Raw genomic sequence first — 20,073 nt, 5'->3', positions numbered from 1 at the left:
ATAAATAATAAAAACCATAAATAAATAATCACATGAATTTTCAATTATCGGAAGAACAATTAATGATTCAACAAGCTGCTCGCGATTTTGCAAAAGCTGAATTATTACCCGGAGTAATCGAACGCGACGAAACATCTACTTTTCCAACCGATGCTGTAAAAACAATGGGAGAACTTGGATTCTTAGGAATGATGGTTGACCCAAAATACGGAGGATCAGGTTTAGATAGCGTTTCTTACGTAATTGCAATGGAAGAAATCGCAAAAGTTGACGCTTCTGCAGCTGTTGTAATGTCAGTTAACAACTCGTTGGTTTGTGCTGGAATGGAGAAATATTGCTCTGAAGAACAAAAACAAAAATATTTAGTTCCATTAGCTTCTGGTCAAGTAATCGGAGCATTTTGTTTATCTGAGCCAGACGCTGGCTCTGATGCTACTTCTCAAAAAACTACTGCAGTAGATATGGGAGATTACTACTTGTTAAATGGAACAAAAAACTGGATTACAAATGGAGGAACTGCTTCTACATATTTAGTAATTGCTCAAACTGATCCAGAAAAAGGTCATAAAGGAATCAATGCTTTCATTGTAGAAAAAGGATGGGAAGGTTTCGAAATTGGACCAAAAGAACAAAAAATGGGTATCCGAGGATCTGATACACATTCATTATTCTTTAATGATGTAAAAGTTCCGAAAGAAAACAGAATTGGTGAAGATGGATTTGGTTTTGCATTCGCAATGAATGTATTGAATGGTGGTCGTATTGGTATCGCTTCTCAAGCATTAGGAATTGCACAAGGTGCTTACGAATTAGCATTAGATTATGCCAAAATCCGTAAAGCATTTAAAACAGAAATCATTAATCATCAAGCTGTAGCGTTCAAATTAGCTGATATGGCAACTAATATTACGGCTGCTCGTATGTTATGTTACAAAGCTGCTGCTGAAAAAGATGCCGGTCAAGATATATCAATTTCTGGTGCAATGGCAAAATTATTTGCTTCAAAAACGGCAAACGAAGTTGCTTCGGAAGCGGTACAAATTCACGGAGGAAATGGATATGTTCGCGAATACCATGTAGAACGCATGATGCGTGATGCGAAAATTACGCAGATTTACGAAGGAACATCAGAAATTCAAAAAATTGTAATTTCAAGAGGTATCGCTAAATAATTTAGACAAATAGACGTACTTTTATCCATACAAGACATCTGTTACTGACAGATGTCTTTTTTTAATTTAATCGAGCAAAATCTAATCGTTGTATCTTTGCAGCGGAAAAAATAGTAACAATAATGAAAATTTTTAGATTTGGACCAAAAGGTCAAGAAAAATCAGGTATTATCATCGATGATAAAAAGTTTGATGTTTCAGCATCTGGAATCATCTATGATGAAGACTTTTTTGGAAATATAGATAAACAAAAAACGTTAGAAAAATATATCGAGCTTAACATTAATAGCTTACCACTTGTTGAAGACGATGTTCGCATTGGTACTCCTTTGACTCGTCCTGGTAAAATTGTTTGTGTTGGACTTAATTTTGAAGATCACGTGAAAGAAACTGGTTTGCAACAACAAGCAGAACCGATTATGTTTATCAAAGCAAATCAATCTTTTAACGGACCAGAAGACGGAATTATGCAACCTAATGGTTCTACTAAAATGGACTGGGAAACGGAATTATGTCTAATTATTGGTAAAAAAGCTAACAATGTTTCGGAAGAAGAAGCTATGGATTATGTTTATGGCTATGCTTTGATCAACGATATTTCTGAACGCGCTTTCCAAACCGAACGTGGTGGAACTTGGGACAAAGGAAAAGGATGTGATACATTTGCGCCAGTTGGACCTTTTATTGCGACTAAAGATGAGATTGAAGATGTAAATAATTTACGTGTTTGGTTAAAATTGAATGGTGAAATCATGCAAGATGGAAATACAAGCGATTTTATTTACCGCATTCCCAAATTAATTTCTTACTTATCTCAATTCATGTCATTTATGCCTGGAGATATTATTTCTACTGGATCTCCTGCAGGATCTGGAATGGGAAAAACACCACAAATTTGGTTAAAACCAGGTGATGTCATCGAATATGGGATAGATGGTTTAGGCTCTACAACACAAAGTATTTTACCTTTTTCGAGAGATTAAAACGATTTAAACTAATCATATAAAACGTCTAAAACAAATTTGTTTTGGACGTTTTTATTTAATTCTTAATAATCTTAGTTTGTGAAATAATGTTGTCAACATCTTTAATATTTACCACATAATTTCCTTTTAATAAATCAGAAACATCAACTTCCTTTTTACTATTTAAATTTTCTTGTTTCACTAACCTTCCTTGCATATCATAAATTTCAATTGATAATTTTTTATAAGCTGTTGCATTCTTTACATAAAAAAAACGCTTAACAGGATTAGGCGACACCGTCACTGTATTTGCTTTCATCTCCTTTATATTCAATTTCTCAGAAAAATAAATCGCTTTATCACCTTTAGAATTTATAATTGTTAATTTATAACCATTATTGTTCTCGTAAATTTGATAAGTATATGAAACGGTATTGGAATTAAAGTTTTCGCTAAAAAATCCAAAAAAATAATGATTTTCAAACTTATTATAGTGATTTTCCGTAATAGGATTACATTGAATCAAAGTTACAGAACCTTCATTAAAAAGAATCGTATCTTCGTCTTTAAAACTAATCTGAGAAACATACGTATTACAAATTTTACTATTAAATTCAGATTTAGAAAAAGAAGTCTCTCCTGTTTTAAAAGAATCTGTAGGTAATAAGTATTCTTCATTGTTAAGAACTACTTTCTCTAAAACCCAATTATATTCTAAAATTTCTGCTTTCTGTGCCTTTACATGAAAAGCAACAAATAGAAAAATAAATATGGCTATTCTTTTCATTTCATATTATTGTTAATTGAATTAAATTTATAAATAATTTTCAGTAATTCAAGCATTTACTTTATAAAAAAAATGGATTAATTGCAAAATTATTGTATCATTTAAAATAAAAAATATTGAAAATCCAATTAATTAACGTAATTTTGCAAACGTTTTGACAACCGTCTTAATGGTACAAATCAATCAAAGTGATGAATAAATCCTGATTTTTTTTGGGAAAACAGAATCATTTTGTACATTTGCACCCCGATCGGATTGTCGGTAATTTATAAAATATTAAAAATCAAGATAGTGGACACGTTAAGTTACAAAACTTCATCAGCCAACAAAGAAACTGCTCAAAAGGAATGGGTAGTTGTGGACGCTACTGACTTATCATTAGGTCGTTTAGCGTCAGGTGTTGCGAAGCTTATCAGAGGTAAGCACAAAACAAACTTCACTCCTCATGCAGATTGTGGAGATTATGTTATTGTTTTAAACGCTGACAAAATTCAATTAACAGGTAACAAATGGGATGAGAAATTATACATCCGTCACACAGGTTACCCAGGTGGACAAAGATCTTTAACTGCAAAAGAAGTATTTGCAAAAGATCCTGTACGCTTAATCGAAAAGTCAGTAAAAGGTATGTTACCTAAAAACAAATTAGGTAGTAAATTATTGACTAATTTACATGTATTTGTTGGTACAGAGCACAATCACGAAGCTCAACAACCAAAACAAATCGATATTAACGAATATTTATAATCTAATTCAATGGCAATAGTTCATAAAATCGGACGTAGAAAAACATCTGTTGCTCGTGTATATTTACAAGAAGGAAATGGAGAGATCTTCATTAACGGACGCGAGTTAGCAAACTACTTCCCTACAGCAGTATTACAATACAAAGTAGAGCAACCATTTTTAATCACTGGTACAACTGATAAATACAATGTAGATATCAAAGTTTTTGGTGGTGGAATCACTGGTCAAGCTGAATCAATTCGTTTAGCAATCTCTAGAGCTTTATGTGAAATTGACGCAGATTTTCGTTTACAATTAAAACCAGAAGGGTTATTAACACGTGACCCACGTATGGTTGAACGTAAAAAATTCGGTCAAAAGAAAGCGCGTAAGAAATTCCAATTCTCTAAACGTTAATTTATTCAATTCATTAAAAAATCCATTTTCCGTTGGTTTAGCATCTAAACAAATAAGGCGAGAAATTTTCGACCACTTATTTGTTGCTTGTTGAGATAACGGAACGTAAACTAAAAAAAAGAAAATGGCAAAAGTAAATGTAAAGGACTTATTAGGTGCTGGTGTGCACTTTGGTCACTTAACAAGAAAATGGAATCCGGCTATGGCTCCTTATATTTTTATGGAGAAAAACGGAATCCACATCATCGACCTTCACAAAACTGCAGTGAAATTAGATGAAGCATCTGAAGCGTTAGGAAAAATTGCAGCATCTGGACGTAAAGTTCTTTTTGTTGCAACTAAAAAACAAGCAAAAGATGTTGTAGCTAAGCATGCTGAAGAAATCAACATGCCTTATATTACAGAACGTTGGCCTGGTGGGATGTTAACTAACTTTGTTACTATCCGTAAAGCAGTTAAAAAAATGAATTCAATCGATCGTATGAAAAAAGACGGTACGTTTGAAACACTATCTAAAAAAGAAAGATTACAAGTTGATCGTCAAAGAGCATCTTTAGAAAAGAACTTAGGTTCTATTGCTGATATGACACGTTTACCATCTGCAGTTTTTGTTGTAGATATCGTACGTGAGCACATCGCAATCGCTGAAGCTCAAAAATTAGGTATTCCAATCTTTGCAATGGTTGATACAAATACTGACCCTCGTCAAGTAGATTTCCCAATCCCTGCAAATGATGATGCTTCTAAATCTATCGATATCATCTTAACTACAGTAGCTGATTCTATCAAAGCTGGTTTATCAACACGTAAAGCAGAAAAAGAAAAAGCAAAAGAAGGTAAAGAAGAAGGAGCTGAAACTAAAGAAGCTTAACATTAACTTGATGATCATTTCATCGATATAATATACCTTGTAGCTCCTATACCACTTTGTGGTGTATGAGCTACTTTTATTTAAAATATTAAGAAAACAAAATAAAAATATTACTATGAGCTACAAAGCAACAGCCGCAGAGGTAAGTAAATTAAGAAACGCAACTGGTGCGGGAATGATGGACTCTAAAAAAGCTTTAGAAGAAGCTGGTGGAGATTTTGATAAAGCTGTAGAAGTTTTACGTAAACAAGGACAAAAAGTAGCTGCTAAAAGAGCTGACCGCGATTCTTCAGAAGGTGCAGTTATTGCTAAAATTAACGCTGACCAAACTAAAGGTATTGTTATCGCATTAAACTGTGAGACTGACTTCGTTGCTAAAAATGATGCTTTCGTTGCTATGGCTAACGAAATCGCTGATTTAGCTTTAACAGTTAACTCTAAAGAAGAATTATTAGCTTTACCATACGCTGGAATTACAGTTGCTGAAAAATTAACTGAGCAAACAGGTGTTATTGGAGAGAAAATCGAAATCGGTACTTTCCAAGCAATCGAAGGTGCTATCGTTAATTCTTACATCCACGCTGGTAACAAAATTGGTGCTGTAGTTTCTTTATCTGCTAACGTAGATGGAGCTTCTGACGTTGCACGTGACGTTGCTATGCAAGTTGCAGCAATGAACCCAGTTGCTTTAGATGAAACACAAGTTGCTCAATCTGTAATCGATACTGAATTAGCTATCGCTAAAGAAACTTTGATTGCTGAAGGTAAACCAGAAAACATGATTGAAAATATTGCTCAAGGTAAATTACAAAAATTCTTCAAAGAGAATACTTTAGTTCACCAACCATCAATCAAAGACGGAAAAACTTCTGTTAAAGATGTTGTTAAAGCGGTTAACCCAGAATTAAAAGTAACAGGATACATCCGTTACAGCTTATAATAAATTTATAATTTTTTATTATATCTCTTAAAGTGATGCTAAATTTAGCATCACTTTTTTTATTTGGTATAAGTTTTGAAATGTTTGTTTTATAATAATTTATTTTTATATTTGTTAGGATTACAAGCATATGAAACACTTTATACTATTTATATCAATTTTATTATTCACTTTAGGAACAGCAACTGCGCAGTCTAAACTTGATCAAGATAAAAGCTCGATTAGCATTTATCCTAATCCTGCTATTTCTACTGTAACAATAAAATTTGATCATCCGTCAAAGGCAAGCTCAGTGTCTATTTATTCAATCATTGGAAATGAAGTGATGAGTAAAAAATTAGATGGTAGCCAAAAAACAAACTTTAATGTACAAGGTTTGAAAAAAGGGAAATACATTGTTCGTGTTTTTAATCAAGATGGTTCAACAGAAACACAATCTTTAATTAAGAACTAATTCAATCAATTAAGAAAAAATCATCAAATATAATACTCCAAAAGCTATAGGCTTCTTGGAGTATTTTTTTAACAAAAAGATTTAAAAAAAAGTAAATTTAAATAAGGTAAATGAGAGAAATTATCAAGCTTATTTTCATACGAATAAAAGTTAATCAAACTTAAATTTAAAAACAATGAAAAATATACTTTTTATACTTGCTTTAATAGTTGGAATTACTACACAAGCACAAGTTTCGACAACGAGAATCAATGATATTAAACTTGGAATGAAATTGTCTGAATTAGAGAAATTAACTGGACAAAAATTTAAGCTAAAATTAAATGAATATGGTTATCCTGATGGTGATTTAACAATTGTCTCTAAAGGGATAACGTACAAAGTTGGTTTAACTCAAAACGGTGAAAGCAATAGAGCTGATAATTTGACAATTTATATGATTAAATCATCTGATTCAAGCTTAAAAACCTTATCAGGAATAAAGATTGGTTCTACTTTGGATGAATTACTTTCCAAATATAAAAACCTAAACATCGAAATTTTTGATGGATACGATGAAAAAACAGAAAAAAGAACAAAGGCTTTTCGTTATTTTAATATAGAAGATTATGATAATGCCTCAATTTTACAATTCTATTTAGTGAATGATAAAGTTGTTTCTTTTGATGTAATGTACAATGAAGGTTGCTAAGATAATTTTCAAAAAAATAATCGTTATTATGGAAGAAAGAAACAACTATGTCAAACGCACTCAGCGCGATTACAGTATGTCTTTTAAGTTGAACGTTGTAAAAGAAATCGAGTCTGGAGAACTCTCTACCACTGTTGCTTGTCGTAAATATGGCATCCAAGCCCGAAGCACAGTTGTAAGTTGGCTCAGAAAATTTGGTACCTTTGACTAGGAGAACCAATCCCCATCGAATATGCCAAAGCCACCACAACAAAAGATTATGGAGCTTGAAGCTCAAGTAAAACTTTTGCAAAAACAGAAGACCTTTCTTGAAAAACAGGCTTATGTAGCGGATAAAAAAGCTATTATTTTTGACATGATGATTAACCTTGCCGAAGAGGAATATCAAATTGATATACGAAAAAACTCACCCCCCGAACTATCCACTCTTTACGAAAGGAACAAAAAGAAACCATAAGATTCTCCTATGAATTGTTCGGGGTGGACCGACAGGTTTATTATCGTCATTTAAAGCGAAGAGCAAAGCGGAAACCAAAGTGCAGAATTAGAAAAATGGATTGGTAATAAGCTGAAAATTTTTGCAAAGGAAAGCGGAAAGATAGTTGAAGTAAAAAAAGCTTTAACTAACAATCAAATTGATAGCGGAGATTGGACAGATACGAAAATAGATACCAAAATCCGATATACATATGATAATGGTCGCATCCAAGTAAAAGCATTTGGAATAAGAAATAATATACAAGTAGTTGATAATAAAGCAACCAAAACAGCAATTACAACAGTTATCACAACATCTAAAGGCACAAACCAATAAGTTTTTAGCAGAAAATAGTGTAAATAGATATGATCTAAAAGGAAACTTTAGTAGCGATGAACCCTTTGCCGATGGAAAAAAGATAGAGATAAAAGGCAAATACATAAAAATTATATCTGAAGGAATAGGTCTTACAACTTATCTATTAAAAACAGGAGAGATAGAAAAACCTACTTATTCAGATTCCTCTAATGCTACTATTAAGGCACCCGGACTTGTTACAGGAAGTTTTGAGGTTATTGCACAAAAAGTAACCGATAGTAGCAGTGCCTATTTTATAACCTATTTTATAACCATAACAACAGTAGAATTGTATAGATAAAGTCACGGATTGCAAATCCGCGACATCGGGGTGTAAATAGATATGATCTAAAAGGAAACTTTAGTAGCGATGAACCCTTTGCCTATGGAAAAAAGATAGAGATAAAAGGCAAATACATAAAAATTATATCTGAAGGAATAGGTCTTACAACTTATCTATTAAAAACAGGAGAGATAGAAAAACCTACTTATTCAGATTCCTCTAATGCTACTATTAAGGCACCAGGACTTGTTACAGGAAGTTTTGAGGTTATTGCACAAAAAGTAACCGATATTACCAGCTTGGGGGGTATTGGTGTACGACGTTGCTGTAGATGAAGAAGTACGTAGTGGTATAAAAACACAGTTTAAAGAAATTAGACCCCAAGTTGGTGAAAACCCGAAAGAATTTTTTCCAATATTAGGTGATGTAATCCTAACGGTAACCACAGGCAATACACCAGAAGATTGGAACAAATCTTTAAACAGTAAAGACAATGGCGAACGCAGCCACTTAGCCACACGTGGTGTAGGCAACTCGGTTATTACACTAATGTCAGGAGCGGCAATAGTAAAAGATTTACCAGAGATTGCAGATAAACTAGGCGATGCGTTTAAGAAAGTTAAGAAGATTTCGAAAACGCTTGACGACTTTCTCGTTAAAACATTACCGGAAAAATTAGAAGATATTACCAATATATGGAAAACGAAATATCCAATTCCCGACATGTTGGGTGGACGGACATTGTTTGAAGACATTATGGGGCACTATCACTATAAAAAAATGGATGGTTGGAATCACTCGAGGGATATATCCTTTAATGTAAAAGGAGTTGATTTTTATAAAGGAACTCGTCAAGGGAATGATATATTTGTTAATACAGCAGTTTCTATGAAAACAACAATCAAGACCGATGTGAATGAATGGTTAAAATACAAGTCTATTCAAGATAATATTAAGTTTTTAAGAGAAGGAAAAAGCAGTAAAGGTATGATTGATCCTAATAATAATTTAACAATGTTCATTGATAATGCTGAACTTCATATTTTCATGCAAAAAACTAATATAACAACAGAATTGAAAAAGATTTTTGAAAAAGATTTTTGAAAAAAATTTTGGTAGCGCATCTCCAGATGTATTAAAAGCATTGGATAATCAGAACGCATTCGATGCATGGAAAAATCTGAGAGAAAAGAACCCTAAACTAATTTTATGCAACTAATTATGAAAAAGGTATTATTAATAGTTTTTGTATTTCTAGGAATTATCCTAAATGCACAATCACAATGTTGGGCAAATGATTTATTTATTGATATAGCTAATTCTAAAAATGATGCTTTTAAAGCATTTTACAAGAATGCACCAGTAGAAAATTATGATGCCTATAAGATATTGTCAAAAGCATAAAGGTTTAGAAATCTATGCTTATGTTTTAATGCACAGTCATTTGCATTTGCTTTGTAAAAGTGTAGAATCGTTAACATTAGCAGAAATAATGCGAAATTTTAAAAAGTACACAAGTAAAAAAATAATAGAAACCATAATAAATGAACCTGAAAGCAGACGAGAATGGATGTTAAAATATTTTACCGAAGCTTGTGCACATTTAAAACGCCAGCAACAATATAAGGTTTGGCAAGATGGTTACCATGCAGAATCTGTTTATTCTAATTCATTTATAAAGGAGAAGATAAATTACATTCATCAAAATCCTGTAAAAGAGAAAGTGGTTGTAAATGCAGAAGATTATTATTTCAGTTCGGCACGTAATTATGCAGGTTTGGATAATGATTTGGAAGTTAAGGTAGTGTTTATGGGGTAGATATAGATGTATAGATAAGGTCACGGATTGCAAATCCGCGACATCGGGGATTTTTCTAATTAAACTATCGAAGGAAATAAATAAATTGACGTTTTTCTTTTGATTGAAGGTTGGAATAAAACCAAAAATCAATTTTAAATTTGCCATTATGACAACTCTAATACATACAAATTCGCCAACTCAACTAACCTTTGATAATTTTGGACACACTTTGCATCATTTCCAAATCGAATCATTCGATGGTAAATATTTGGTTTATGATACTCGTAATGATGACACAAAAATTGGAGAAACTTCTTCTATTTTTTTATTCAATACCAAAACGTTAGAAAATCAGTTAATTTATAAAACCCAAAATCAAACACAGTTTGGACCTGGAGTTGGAGCGGTGTCATTTTCTCAAATCAAAAATAAAGTCATTTTCATCCATGGAATTCGCAATGCGAATCAAACAAATCCATATTCAGCTACAAGAAGAACTGCGGTAGCAATTGATTTAGAATATCCGAATCAACCCATTTTTATGGATGCTCGCAACATTCAGCCCCCATTTACCAACGGAGCTTTGAGAGGTGGAACACATTCGCATTCGTGGAAAAAAGAAACGAATTGGATAAGTTTCACGTACAACGATTTTATTTTAGAACAAGAGTCAAAGCACAATCCTACCGTTAAAGATCAGCGCGTAGTTGGAATGATGTTTCCCCAAAAAGTAGAAGTTAATTTTGATGAAAATTTAGAGAATAATTCGGGCGAAATGTTTTCAATCATCGTTTCTAAAGTTGTTCCGTTTCCTACAAATGGAAGTGATGAAATTGAAAAAGCTTTTGATGAATGTTGGATAAATTCTTCTCATAACATTGCTTTTCAAGGATATGTAAGAGATAAAAATGGTGATTTGAAAACTGAAATTTTTGTCGCAACTATTCCTGATAAAATTATTATTGACGAAACCGATAATTTATTAGGAACGACAACAACATTACCAGATGTTCCGAAGTGTATTTCGCAGAAAAGAATCACATTTACCAAAAAAGGAATTAGTAACTTTCGTCATTGGTTACGCTCTTCTCAAGACGGAAAAGTCATCTACTTTTTAATGGAAGATGAACATCAAACTACACAATTATTTGGCGTAAACTTGATTTCTAACGAGATTATTCAATATTCATTTTTAGAACAATCAATTGATTCTCCTTTCAATCTATCTGTTGATGGAAAATTAGCTGTTTTTTTTAGTGATCAAAAAATTATCATTTTAGATCTAACCGAAAAAAGATCGAGCGTACTTTATCAAAACAACACATTCAATCATCAGTTAACAGGAATCCCTCATTTTTCAAATAACCGAAAAAAAATCTATTTTAATCAATTTGTACCGAATAAATTCAAAAAAAAATATATTCAAATCTTCGAAATAGAATTAAATTATGATTATGATTAATGTTAAAATTCGAATTGTGATATTAAATGTTTTGTTTCTATAAAAATTTAGTTCTACATTTAGAATAGATTTTCAACCGAACCTAAAATCTATATCGTTAATTATTGTTCTTATTCAAGAGATAGTCACAAGAATAAGAACTAAAACAAAACCTCCATTTTGGAGGTTTTTTTTAGGTTATTTTATCAATTGCACTTGGTACAAATCTTTTCGTCTATCCTTCATTGTTTTTACTGTTCCATATTCATGCAACTCTTTCAAAAGGTACAAATCGACGTCAGCAACAAGAACCATTTCGGCATTTGGTGTCGCTTCTGCCTTCACTCCATTATTTGGAAATGAGAAATCTGAAGGCGTAAAAACAGCCGATTGAGAATACTGAATATCCATATTGTTAACGCGTGGTAAATTCCCTACAGAACCTGCAATTGCAACATAACATTCATTTTCTATGGCACGAGCTTGCGCACAACTACGGACACGAGTATATCCATTTTGCGTATCTGTCATGAAAGGAACAAATAAAATTTCCATTCCTTGATCTGCCAAAATTCTGCTTAATTCAGGAAACTCGACATCGTAACAAATTAGTAATCCAACTTTACCACAATCCGTATCAAAAACTTTGATTTCATCACCACCATTTAACGCATAATACTTGAATTCGTTTGGTGTAATATGAATTTTACTGTACGAATCTAATTTACCCGAACGATGACAAAGAAAAGACGTATTGTATAGTTTACCATCTTTTAGATGTGGCATCGAACCAGAAATAATATTGACATTATAGGTGATGGCAAATTCTTGAATTTTCTTTACAATATCATCTGTCATCGTTGCCAATTGATGCATCGCTTCAATTTCCTTCAAGTGATTGTAAGGACTCATCAACGGTGTATTGAAAAACTCTGGAAACATGATAAAATCCGAACCATAATCACTAACTGCATTTACAAAGAATTCGATTTGATCATAAAAATCCTGTAACCCATTAAACAAACGCATTTGCCATTGCACCAATCCAAGACGAATATTACGTTTGGTAGGTGAATTAGATGTTAATTCTGATTCATAATAGATATTATTCCATTCTAATAGCGTCGCATATTCTAACGATTCTTTATCGTCTTTCAGATAATTTTTCAAGATTTTTTTGACATTAAAATCATTGGAAATTTGGAAAGCCAACGTAGAATCATATATTTCTTTGCTTTTTACTTTCTCAATATATTGACGAGGTGTTAATTCTTTCGAATATTTATAATAATTTGGAATACGACCACCTGCGACAATCGACTTCAGGTTCATCTCTTCACACAATGCTTTTCGCTCATCATATAAGCGTCTACCTAAGCGAAGTTGACGATAATTTGGATGCACAAAAACCTCTATTCCATACAAAATATCACCTTCAGAATCGTGTTTCAAGAATTTCCCATTAGAAGTAATCGTATCGTAATCTGACTCAAGATTTGTTTTCTTAGAATTTACAATAATACTTAATGCAGAAGCTACAACTTTACCATCAACTTCAACACACAATTGTCCTTGTGGAAAAATAGCTAACAATTCTTTTATTTCTTCAACTGTCCATGTTCCAAGTTGATTGTGATAAGCTTCTTTTGTTGAAATAGTCAAATCACTATAATCTTCAAGTGTCAAATTTCTGACTTGAATATTCATTTTATTAAGATTTTTATTTGGTCTTAAATTAACAAATAATAATCCAATTTACAATTATAAAAAAATAAATTTACGCTTACCTTCGTAAGGTAGATGAATTAGAAAATGAAAGATGTAAAAATAGCATTTAAAAAGCCCATTTATCCTATTTGCGAAGAGTTGAATCATTATTTAGAAAAATATCATCGCACAACTAAAGCGAGTATAGAATATGATGATTTGATGCGTTTTTCGGGCTGTGTTGCTTTGGAAGATAAAGAAGGAAATGACACCCATTGGTTGGGTGTTTATTATACCGATTCGGAGCATCAAGAAATACAAGATAGTTTGAATAGAATTTACACCTACTTGCACTCGGATGGTGATGAAGAGTCGTTACCTTATCTCGTTGTTGATTCTATTGATTATTGTACATTCGGAAATTCGAAACCCTTCCGAATTCGTGTGAGAAATATTCTGAATGATAATTATACCAATTTCTATATTAAACAAGCAGATGCTTCGCGTATTTATGGTTTAGAATTAGAAGATATTTTGTCTCCGCACCGAATTAATTTTTTGGTGTATAAGAACACGCTTATTGAGGAACATATTTTAGGAATACCAGGCGATGTTTTCATTAAAAATGATTTGGATAAATGTAACGATTTAGAAAAAAATCAGATTGCGAAGGAATTTGTAAAATTTAATGAACGTTGTTTTATTGGTCTTTTGGGCGATATGCGTTCGTATAACTATGTGGTAATTCCGATCCATGATTTTGATCAAGTGATTTACAGAATTCGACCAATCGATTTTGATCAACAATGTTATGAAGGAAATCTAAAAATATATCGTCCACAATATTTTAAAGAGAATCGAATAATGGTTGATTTAGTCAATGATCGTTTAAAACCTAATTCTATCGATCAATATCGAAAAGAAGTAAAATCATTGATCACGAAAAGAATTTCAAACAGCTCAAAGCGTTTTCGAGATTTAATGAAAATCATAAAAAAAGACACGATTTCTAAAGATGAAAATATAGAACAATTACGAAAAGGTTTCGCGAAGTTTTACAAAGACCAATCGTATGAAGATTGTAAGACTATGGGCGAAATTTTGTATAAAGCTATCATTAACAGTTTGGAATAAAAACAATAAAAGCTTCTCAAAATTGAGAAGCTTTCTTTTTTATAGAAATTAGTTTTTTAATAACTGCTTTCTGAAACGTAAAGCAACCAATCCTGCCCCTATTACCAATAATGGTAAATAATCGTCGATTGGAGCGGCTGGGTCTTCATCTGTAACAAAACCACCTGGATCATCTGTATCATCAGCTTTTTGAGTAGTGTTATTACTTTCAAAAAAACGAATTCCACCTTTTTCAGTATTTGCAAAAGTCACAGTAGACATCAAACAAAATAATAAGGTTATTTTTTTTATATTTTTCATACGTTAATTATTTTAAAATTACTTTTCTAGATTCAGTTGTACCATTTGTATTCTCTACAACAACTACAACAACTTGAGGATTTACATTCAAATTGATTACATAATTTTTTGTATTTATGTTTTGAATATTTTGTAATTGTCTTCCTGAAATATCAACTAATTTTATTGATTTTATTGATTCTTTAGATGAAATTGTAATCTGTTTATTTTGAGCATAAACTACCAATCCTTTTTTAGACAAATCATTTGTTGATAATGTTTTATTTTGATAATTTATAGAGAAACGATCATTAATTTCTCCTGCTTTTGTATCAAAAGAATAAGATTTTAATTCGCTTAAATTAAATACTTTATCTAATTTTTTGTCTACCAAATAGATATTTTGATTTTCGAAAACACCTTCAAACTTTTCTAAATTGATTTGGTAAGTTCCTGCTTTTTTAACATTGAAAGTTAAATCAAAAGAATCTTCGTTATTAAAATCTCCACGTCCTTGAATTACAAATAAATCATTGTTCAAAACAGAATATAATCCTTCATTATTATTGTCAAATGGTTGAGCATCAAAATTTTGATCAAATTTATTTGTCGATCCATTTACATACCCTATTAAAGAAGAATTTATTTTACCTTGATTATTTGATAAACTTAACCAATATCTATCTTTTTGTTCTTTGTAATAAACTGGACCATTAGCTGAGGTACGCATCGCATTATTAAGCACTAAATTACCAGCGTTTGCTACTTTTACTATAAATCCTTGTGCAATGTCAATATTAGGTGAAGTCATAGCTGGATCATTCCATCCTATTCCATTGTAAATAGCCCAGTTAGAACCTTGATATGCTCCATTTACAATTGGTTTAGAATGCGTCCAAACATAAACAGAGTTTACTCCTACTGATGTATTAGCAGCAATTAAAGCATCTAAACTAAGTGGTGACGCGTAAGGATTTCCTACTGCATTATTTCCTTTAGATGTTTTAGTTACAGGAATCGTTACTTCTCCATTAAATAATTGACCTCTGAATGAACTTTCAAATACCTGAGCATCGCCTTCTCCGTAGTTGTTATAATTATTAGGGGCTCTAAAAGAAATTAATTCTCCTGCTTTAAAATTATCTGTAGCAGTTACATTCTCTGTCCAATCATTAGTTGATTCTAAAAATCTTGCAAAACGATTTGTTAAAGTATTTGGAGAAATTTCGAAAATATTTTGATTAATAACTGGTGAAGACCACATTAAATTTTCTAAACGGTAAATAGGTGTTGATGATCTATCAAACATTGCAGGACCAACATTTACAGCGCTATTATTATTTTGAATCAAATAAGCTCCATGCTCAAAACGTAAAGTTGCATTATTAACAACTTCATTTTCTACTGTAATTGTAATTCCTGCAGGAATTGTTATCTCATTTTCTACTGTTAATTTTTTCGCACAAAAACCTGCAGTTGGAACAGCTTTTAAAACAGCTTCTTTTGTTAAATCTGGTTCTCCGTTCGACCAAGCCCCATTTTCCCAAGTTGTAGAACTATTTGTAGCTGAACATTGGATTTTAACATTATCAATAAATGCTCTTTTTGCAGATGTTTCTAATTTCAAGGTAGATCCTGCTGCAACATTGTCAAAACTTACAGTTACATTTTCAAAGGCGTTAGCTATTGTTGCAATGTATGTTACATTTTTAGTTTCTGTACCTAATGTAACATTCATGCTACCTTCTACCGAAGTCCATCCTTTTACATCAAAACTTACAGTAACATTACCTGAAATTTCATCAAGTGTTTTAGAAGTGATAGCTCCCGTCTTACTACTAGTTCCTAATCTTACAGCCTCTCCTGCTTGATAAGCACTAGATGTTGTTGGAAAATTGCTATTTCCATTCCAAGCCGTATTAGATCCATTTCCACTTGTATTATTACCTTTTAAACCATCAAATGTTTCCTCAAAACAATATGTTGCATTTGGATCATTAGCTCTTACATCAAAAGTTGTTGTATATTCATTAAAGTTATCTGTACTTAATGCTGTTGCAGTAATAGTTGTAGAACCAATCCCTTCAAATGATAAGATATTTCCGTTTGTAGAAACAATAGAGTTATCTGCAGATGTATATACAATATTTATCCCTTGTTCTGTTTGGGTTGGTAACCCAGCAAAAGTAGTTCCCTGGTCTTGAGTTAAATTCTCAAATGTATAATTTACAGTTTGATTAGCTTTAGCTATTTCAAAAGTTACATTAGCCGGATCAGAAGTCCCGTGACCATTTGTAGCAGTTACCTGAGTTGTAAATGTTCCTGCTTGTTCAGGTGTACCTGAGAAAACGCCATTATCAAATGTAATTCCTAAAGGTAATGTCCCCGTTTGCGTCCAAGATGTAGGATTGCCTGTTGCCGTTACAGTTCCGTCAGATAATAAGACACCGTAAGTTCCTGTAATTGTTTTTGAAGAAACTATTGGAGGGAAGTTTGTAGGAACTTCTGTAGTAATTGAAATATCTGTTAATCTTACACGTGGATTCGAAGTACCTGTTACAATAAAAGCATATCTTGTTCCTAAAGATTTAGTTGACGAAGCAGTATATGTCCATTTAGCATTTGATATATGATCTTGTGATGCTACTTCTTGCCATGAATTTCCTTGATCAACAGATTCAAAAATATACCATTTTTGAATTGTTCCATAAGTTGTTGATGTTGTTAAAGAGATTGTCTTAACGTTTTCTATATCCCATAGCATTTCTATTGATGCTCCTTGTGGTGCAGCTTGAATAAATTTAGTTGGAACTTTAGCTGACGCATTATTTCCTAATCTAAAATCTGATACACTATGATATCTGTAACTTGCAAACCACTGTTTAGATTGTAAATTTAAGGTAATGTCAGCTGTATATGATGATTGTAGTGTAGCGTTTCCAAAATTTCCTTCATAAGCAACTGTCTGGCCAAAAGCAGTAAAGGATACTAATCCTATCAGGAGAAATATCCTATTAAATAAGTAAATTTTCTTCATAAATAAAATATTTGTTTAGTTAAACAGAAGTAATGTTAATTTTTATATTTAGCATTAATATAACATTAACAAAAATAATACATAAAATTTACTTAAGTGTTTTTAAATGAATATCCTACAAAAAAAATCCGCTAACAAATAAATGTTAACGGATTAATTTTAAATAAAGGGAAAAAATACTATTAATAGTATGTATATCTTCTAACACCTGCAATGTGTTTTGCTAAACGCATTACTTGGTGACTGTATCCATATTCGTTATCGTACCAAACGTACATCACAACGTTTTTCCCATCGGCAGAAACAATTGTCGCATTACTATCGAAAATCGACGGAGCAGAAGTTCCTACGATATCAGAAGAAACCAATTCATTATTCAACGAATATTTAATTTGTTCTACTAATTCTCCGTTCAACGCAGCGTCTTTCATCAAATTGTTTACCGCTTCTACAGAAGTATCTTTACTAACTTCTAAATTCAATACGACCAAAGATCCATTTGGAACTGGAACTCGAATAGCATTTGAAGTTAATTTACCTGCTAAACTTGGTAATGCTTTAGCTACAGCGCTTCCTGCACCAGTTTCTGTAATAACCATGTTTAAAGCAGCTGCACGTCCACGACGGTATTTTTTATGCATATTATCAACCAAATTTTGGTCGTTTGTATAAGCATGAATTGTTTCTAAATGCCCTTTTACAACTCCTAAGTTATCTTCAACAACTTTTAAAATTGGTGTAATCGCATTTGTTGTACAAGAAGCCGCAGAGAAAATGTTTACATTTTCTGGATTATGTTCTTCATGGTTTACACCATAAACAATATTAGGAACACCTTTACCAGGTGCTGTTAATAAAACTTTGTCTGCACCAACAGATTTCAAATGACGAGATAAAGCCTCTTCATCTTTAAAAACACCTGTGTTATCGATAATTAAAGCTTCATTAATTCCATAAGCTGTATAATCGATATCTTCTGGTTGAGCTGCAGAAATCATGTGCACAGTAACACCATTCACAATCAATGCATTGTTTTCGTGGTCTGCTACTACATTTCCATCAAAATCACCATGAACAGAATCATGACGCAATAAAGATGCTCTTTTTTCTAATAAAACCGGATCGTGCTTATCGCGTGTCACAACAGCACGTAATCTCAACTGTTGACCTTTTCCCATTTGAGAAGCCAATTCACGCGCTAATAAACGTCCAATTCTACCAAAACCATAAAGCACAACATCTTTTGGCTCTACACTTTTTACATTTCTACTATCACCTAATTTTTCTTCAACAAAAGCTTCTGCTGAAGTATAATTTCCTGAAGTATATTCTTTTGCTAATTTTCCAACATCAAGTCGAGAAGCTGGTAAATTTGCTTGAAAAATTGCTTTTGCAATCGCTAAAGTATCATCAATAGCAATTTTGTTTTCAACAAATTCTTCTGCATATTGGTGTAAATTTACGATATCACTAACGTTTTTATCAACTAATTGATTACGGAAGATTACCAATTCAACAGATTGATCGTACCATAAATCTGAAACAATTTTAATGAATTCTACAACCTTTTTGCTCATTTCATTGAAAGATGCAAGTTGCTGATCATAAGAAGAGTGGTTCATTTTAGAAAATGTTTAAATGTGTTTATTTACTTAATTATTGGCAAAAGTAATCAATTATAACGATTTCGTATATTTTTTTTACAAAAACTAATGATTGTCATTAAAAACAGATCATTTCCAGCAAAATTTTAATGAAGAATAAATTTTTACACTAAAAAATAACATTCTCAAAATAGGATTAAAAGCATATTAATAAACAAGTTAAAGCAATAGCTATATTTCACGAAAACGTTTTCGTGAAATTAAAGTTTGAAATTTTAATTTGGTAATTCGAAAAAGCATTCTATATTTGCACTCGCAATACGCAATAAACAGCGTTTTTGGAGAGTTGGCAGAGTGGTCGAATGCGGCAGTCTTGAAAACTGTTGAGGGTCACACCTCCGGGGGTTCGAATCCCTCACTCTCCGCTGATAAAGCCCAATAGAGTAATCTGTTGGGTTTTTTGTTTTCATCAACTCCTAAAAACAAAAAATTATAGTTGCGAAGCATGTAAGTTTTTCTTAGAATCTATTTTCCTTTTCTTAGGAATATGAAACACCTTCACTCTCTGCACATCGAGTTAAAATCACAAATTGCAAATCTGCGACATCGGGCTATAATATACTGGTTGTAATTCTTGTGGTTACAAATAGTGTTGTAGTTTTAGAAGTAAATAATAATAAAATATGAATGTTTAGTTTATTATTTCAAAGAAACTTAAATGATGAATGAAAATGAACATTAAAATTTCTTAAAGAATCTTTCTGTCACTTTTTTATTCATTGAATATATATAATACCCGTTGTGCATTATGAATTAAAAAGATAAAAGTTGTTCATTTGATTGAAAATCAGCAACTTGAATTAGTTGCAAAACATTTACAATGAACAACTTGAATGCAAATTACGAAAGAATTTTGGAAGTTTTGCGAA

General features: G+C 32.0%; 21 protein-coding genes and 1 tRNA gene. 17 read left to right on the top strand and 5 right to left on the bottom strand.

Annotated elements, in window-relative coordinates; all coding sequences use genetic code 11:
- Positions 1–32: 32 nt before the first annotated feature.
- The gene (locus HX088_RS09545; protein WP_225542750.1) at positions 33–1,172 is read left to right on the top strand and encodes an acyl-CoA dehydrogenase family protein; all 1,140 of its coding nucleotides are present in this window, start codon (positions 33–35) and stop codon (positions 1,170–1,172) included.
- 122 nt (positions 1,173–1,294) lie between these two features.
- Positions 1,295–2,155, top strand: coding sequence for a fumarylacetoacetate hydrolase family protein (locus HX088_RS09540; RefSeq protein WP_171622443.1), 861 nt, complete (start codon positions 1,295–1,297; stop codon positions 2,153–2,155).
- A gap of 58 nt (positions 2,156–2,213) precedes the next feature.
- Here the strand turns inward: HX088_RS09540 and HX088_RS09535 are convergent, their stop codons facing one another.
- Entirely contained in the window at positions 2,214–2,924 is a 711-nt protein-coding gene (locus HX088_RS09535; protein WP_225540339.1) for a T9SS type A sorting domain-containing protein, read from the bottom strand.
- A 291-nt stretch (positions 2,925–3,215) separates the two neighbouring features.
- On the opposite strand from HX088_RS09535, the gene rplM reads away from it, so the two are divergent.
- From rplM to HX088_RS09470, 13 genes are all read left to right on the top strand, one after another.
- Positions 3,216–3,671 carry a 50S ribosomal protein L13 gene (rplM, locus tag HX088_RS09530; protein ID WP_171622441.1) on the top strand — a complete coding sequence of 152 codons (456 nt, stop codon included), beginning with the start codon at positions 3,216–3,218 and terminating at the stop codon, positions 3,669–3,671.
- Positions 3,672–3,680: 9 nt separating this feature from the next.
- Positions 3,681–4,067, top strand: a complete 387-nt coding sequence (gene rpsI, locus HX088_RS09525) for a 30S ribosomal protein S9 (protein ID WP_171622440.1) — start codon at positions 3,681–3,683, stop codon at positions 4,065–4,067.
- Between the two features lie 124 nt (positions 4,068–4,191).
- Complete coding sequence (gene rpsB / locus HX088_RS09520) at positions 4,192–4,938, top strand: 30S ribosomal protein S2 (protein ID WP_171622439.1); 747 nt, start codon at positions 4,192–4,194, stop codon at positions 4,936–4,938.
- Between the two features lie 115 nt (positions 4,939–5,053).
- Positions 5,054–5,878 (top strand): translation elongation factor Ts, encoded by an 825-nt coding sequence (gene tsf / locus HX088_RS09515; protein WP_171622438.1) that lies wholly within the window; start codon positions 5,054–5,056, stop codon positions 5,876–5,878.
- Positions 5,879–6,008: 130 nt separating this feature from the next.
- Positions 6,009–6,332: a T9SS type A sorting domain-containing protein gene (locus tag HX088_RS09510; RefSeq protein ID WP_188319051.1), complete on the top strand. Its 324-nt coding sequence runs from the start codon at positions 6,009–6,011 to the stop codon at positions 6,330–6,332.
- Between the two features lie 175 nt (positions 6,333–6,507).
- Complete coding sequence (locus HX088_RS09505; RefSeq protein WP_260542389.1) at positions 6,508–7,023, top strand: hypothetical protein; 516 nt, start codon at positions 6,508–6,510, stop codon at positions 7,021–7,023.
- The gene (locus tag HX088_RS09500) at positions 7,010–7,234 is read left to right on the top strand and encodes a helix-turn-helix domain-containing protein (RefSeq protein ID WP_396127068.1); all 225 of its coding nucleotides are present in this window, start codon (positions 7,010–7,012) and stop codon (positions 7,232–7,234) included. The genes HX088_RS09505 and HX088_RS09500 overlap by 14 nt, the downstream gene beginning before the upstream one ends.
- 48 nt (positions 7,235–7,282) lie before the next feature.
- Positions 7,283–7,480 (top strand): hypothetical protein, encoded by a 198-nt coding sequence (locus HX088_RS09495; protein WP_225542754.1) that lies wholly within the window; start codon positions 7,283–7,285, stop codon positions 7,478–7,480.
- A 289-nt stretch (positions 7,481–7,769) separates the two neighbouring features.
- Positions 7,770–8,159: a hypothetical protein gene (locus HX088_RS09490; protein WP_286484018.1), complete on the top strand. Its 390-nt coding sequence runs from the start codon at positions 7,770–7,772 to the stop codon at positions 8,157–8,159.
- Positions 8,160–8,450: 291 nt separating this feature from the next.
- Positions 8,451–9,245 (top strand): hypothetical protein, encoded by a 795-nt coding sequence (locus tag HX088_RS09485; RefSeq protein WP_286484017.1) that lies wholly within the window; start codon positions 8,451–8,453, stop codon positions 9,243–9,245.
- A 117-nt stretch (positions 9,246–9,362) separates the two neighbouring features.
- Complete coding sequence (locus tag HX088_RS09480) at positions 9,363–9,545, top strand: hypothetical protein (protein ID WP_286484016.1); 183 nt, start codon at positions 9,363–9,365, stop codon at positions 9,543–9,545.
- On the top strand, positions 9,514–9,960 hold the full coding sequence (locus HX088_RS09475; protein WP_286484015.1) for an REP-associated tyrosine transposase: 447 nt from the start codon (positions 9,514–9,516) through the stop codon (positions 9,958–9,960). The genes HX088_RS09480 and HX088_RS09475 overlap by 32 nt, the downstream gene beginning before the upstream one ends.
- 148 nt (positions 9,961–10,108) lie before the next feature.
- Positions 10,109–11,404 carry a DUF3748 domain-containing protein gene (locus HX088_RS09470; protein ID WP_286484014.1) on the top strand — a complete coding sequence of 432 codons (1,296 nt, stop codon included), beginning with the start codon at positions 10,109–10,111 and terminating at the stop codon, positions 11,402–11,404.
- A gap of 177 nt (positions 11,405–11,581) precedes the next feature.
- Here HX088_RS09470 and HX088_RS09465 read toward each other — a convergent pair whose 3' ends face one another.
- Complete coding sequence (locus HX088_RS09465; protein WP_171623741.1) at positions 11,582–13,090, bottom strand: carbon-nitrogen hydrolase family protein; 1,509 nt, start codon at positions 13,088–13,090, stop codon at positions 11,582–11,584.
- 105 nt (positions 13,091–13,195) lie between these two features.
- On the opposite strand from HX088_RS09465, the gene HX088_RS09460 reads away from it, so the two are divergent.
- On the top strand, positions 13,196–14,224 hold the full coding sequence (locus HX088_RS09460; RefSeq protein WP_286484013.1) for a hypothetical protein: 1,029 nt from the start codon (positions 13,196–13,198) through the stop codon (positions 14,222–14,224).
- Between the two features lie 48 nt (positions 14,225–14,272).
- Here the strand turns inward: HX088_RS09460 and HX088_RS09455 are convergent, their stop codons facing one another.
- The 3 genes from HX088_RS09455 to HX088_RS09445 form a co-directional block, all read right to left on the bottom strand.
- Positions 14,273–14,524, bottom strand: a complete 252-nt coding sequence (locus tag HX088_RS09455; protein WP_286484012.1) for a hypothetical protein — start codon at positions 14,522–14,524, stop codon at positions 14,273–14,275.
- 7 nt (positions 14,525–14,531) lie between these two features.
- The gene (locus tag HX088_RS09450) at positions 14,532–17,540 is read right to left on the bottom strand and encodes a RemA C-terminal-like gliding motility protein (protein WP_286484011.1); all 3,009 of its coding nucleotides are present in this window, start codon (positions 17,538–17,540) and stop codon (positions 14,532–14,534) included.
- A 182-nt stretch (positions 17,541–17,722) separates the two neighbouring features.
- Positions 17,723–19,162, bottom strand: coding sequence for a glyceraldehyde-3-phosphate dehydrogenase (locus HX088_RS09445; RefSeq protein WP_171623745.1), 1,440 nt, complete (start codon positions 19,160–19,162; stop codon positions 17,723–17,725).
- Positions 19,163–19,484: 322 nt separating this feature from the next.
- On the opposite strand from HX088_RS09445, the gene HX088_RS09440 reads away from it, so the two are divergent.
- Positions 19,485–19,569: transfer RNA gene (locus tag HX088_RS09440), tRNA-Ser, on the top strand.
- Positions 19,570–20,073 lie beyond the last annotated feature (504 nt).

It is taken from the genome of Empedobacter sp. 225-1, assembly GCF_030328185.1.
Lineage (GTDB): Bacteria > Bacteroidota > Bacteroidia > Flavobacteriales > Weeksellaceae > Empedobacter > Empedobacter stercoris.
This window is presented reverse-complemented; position numbering and strand designations above follow the sequence as displayed.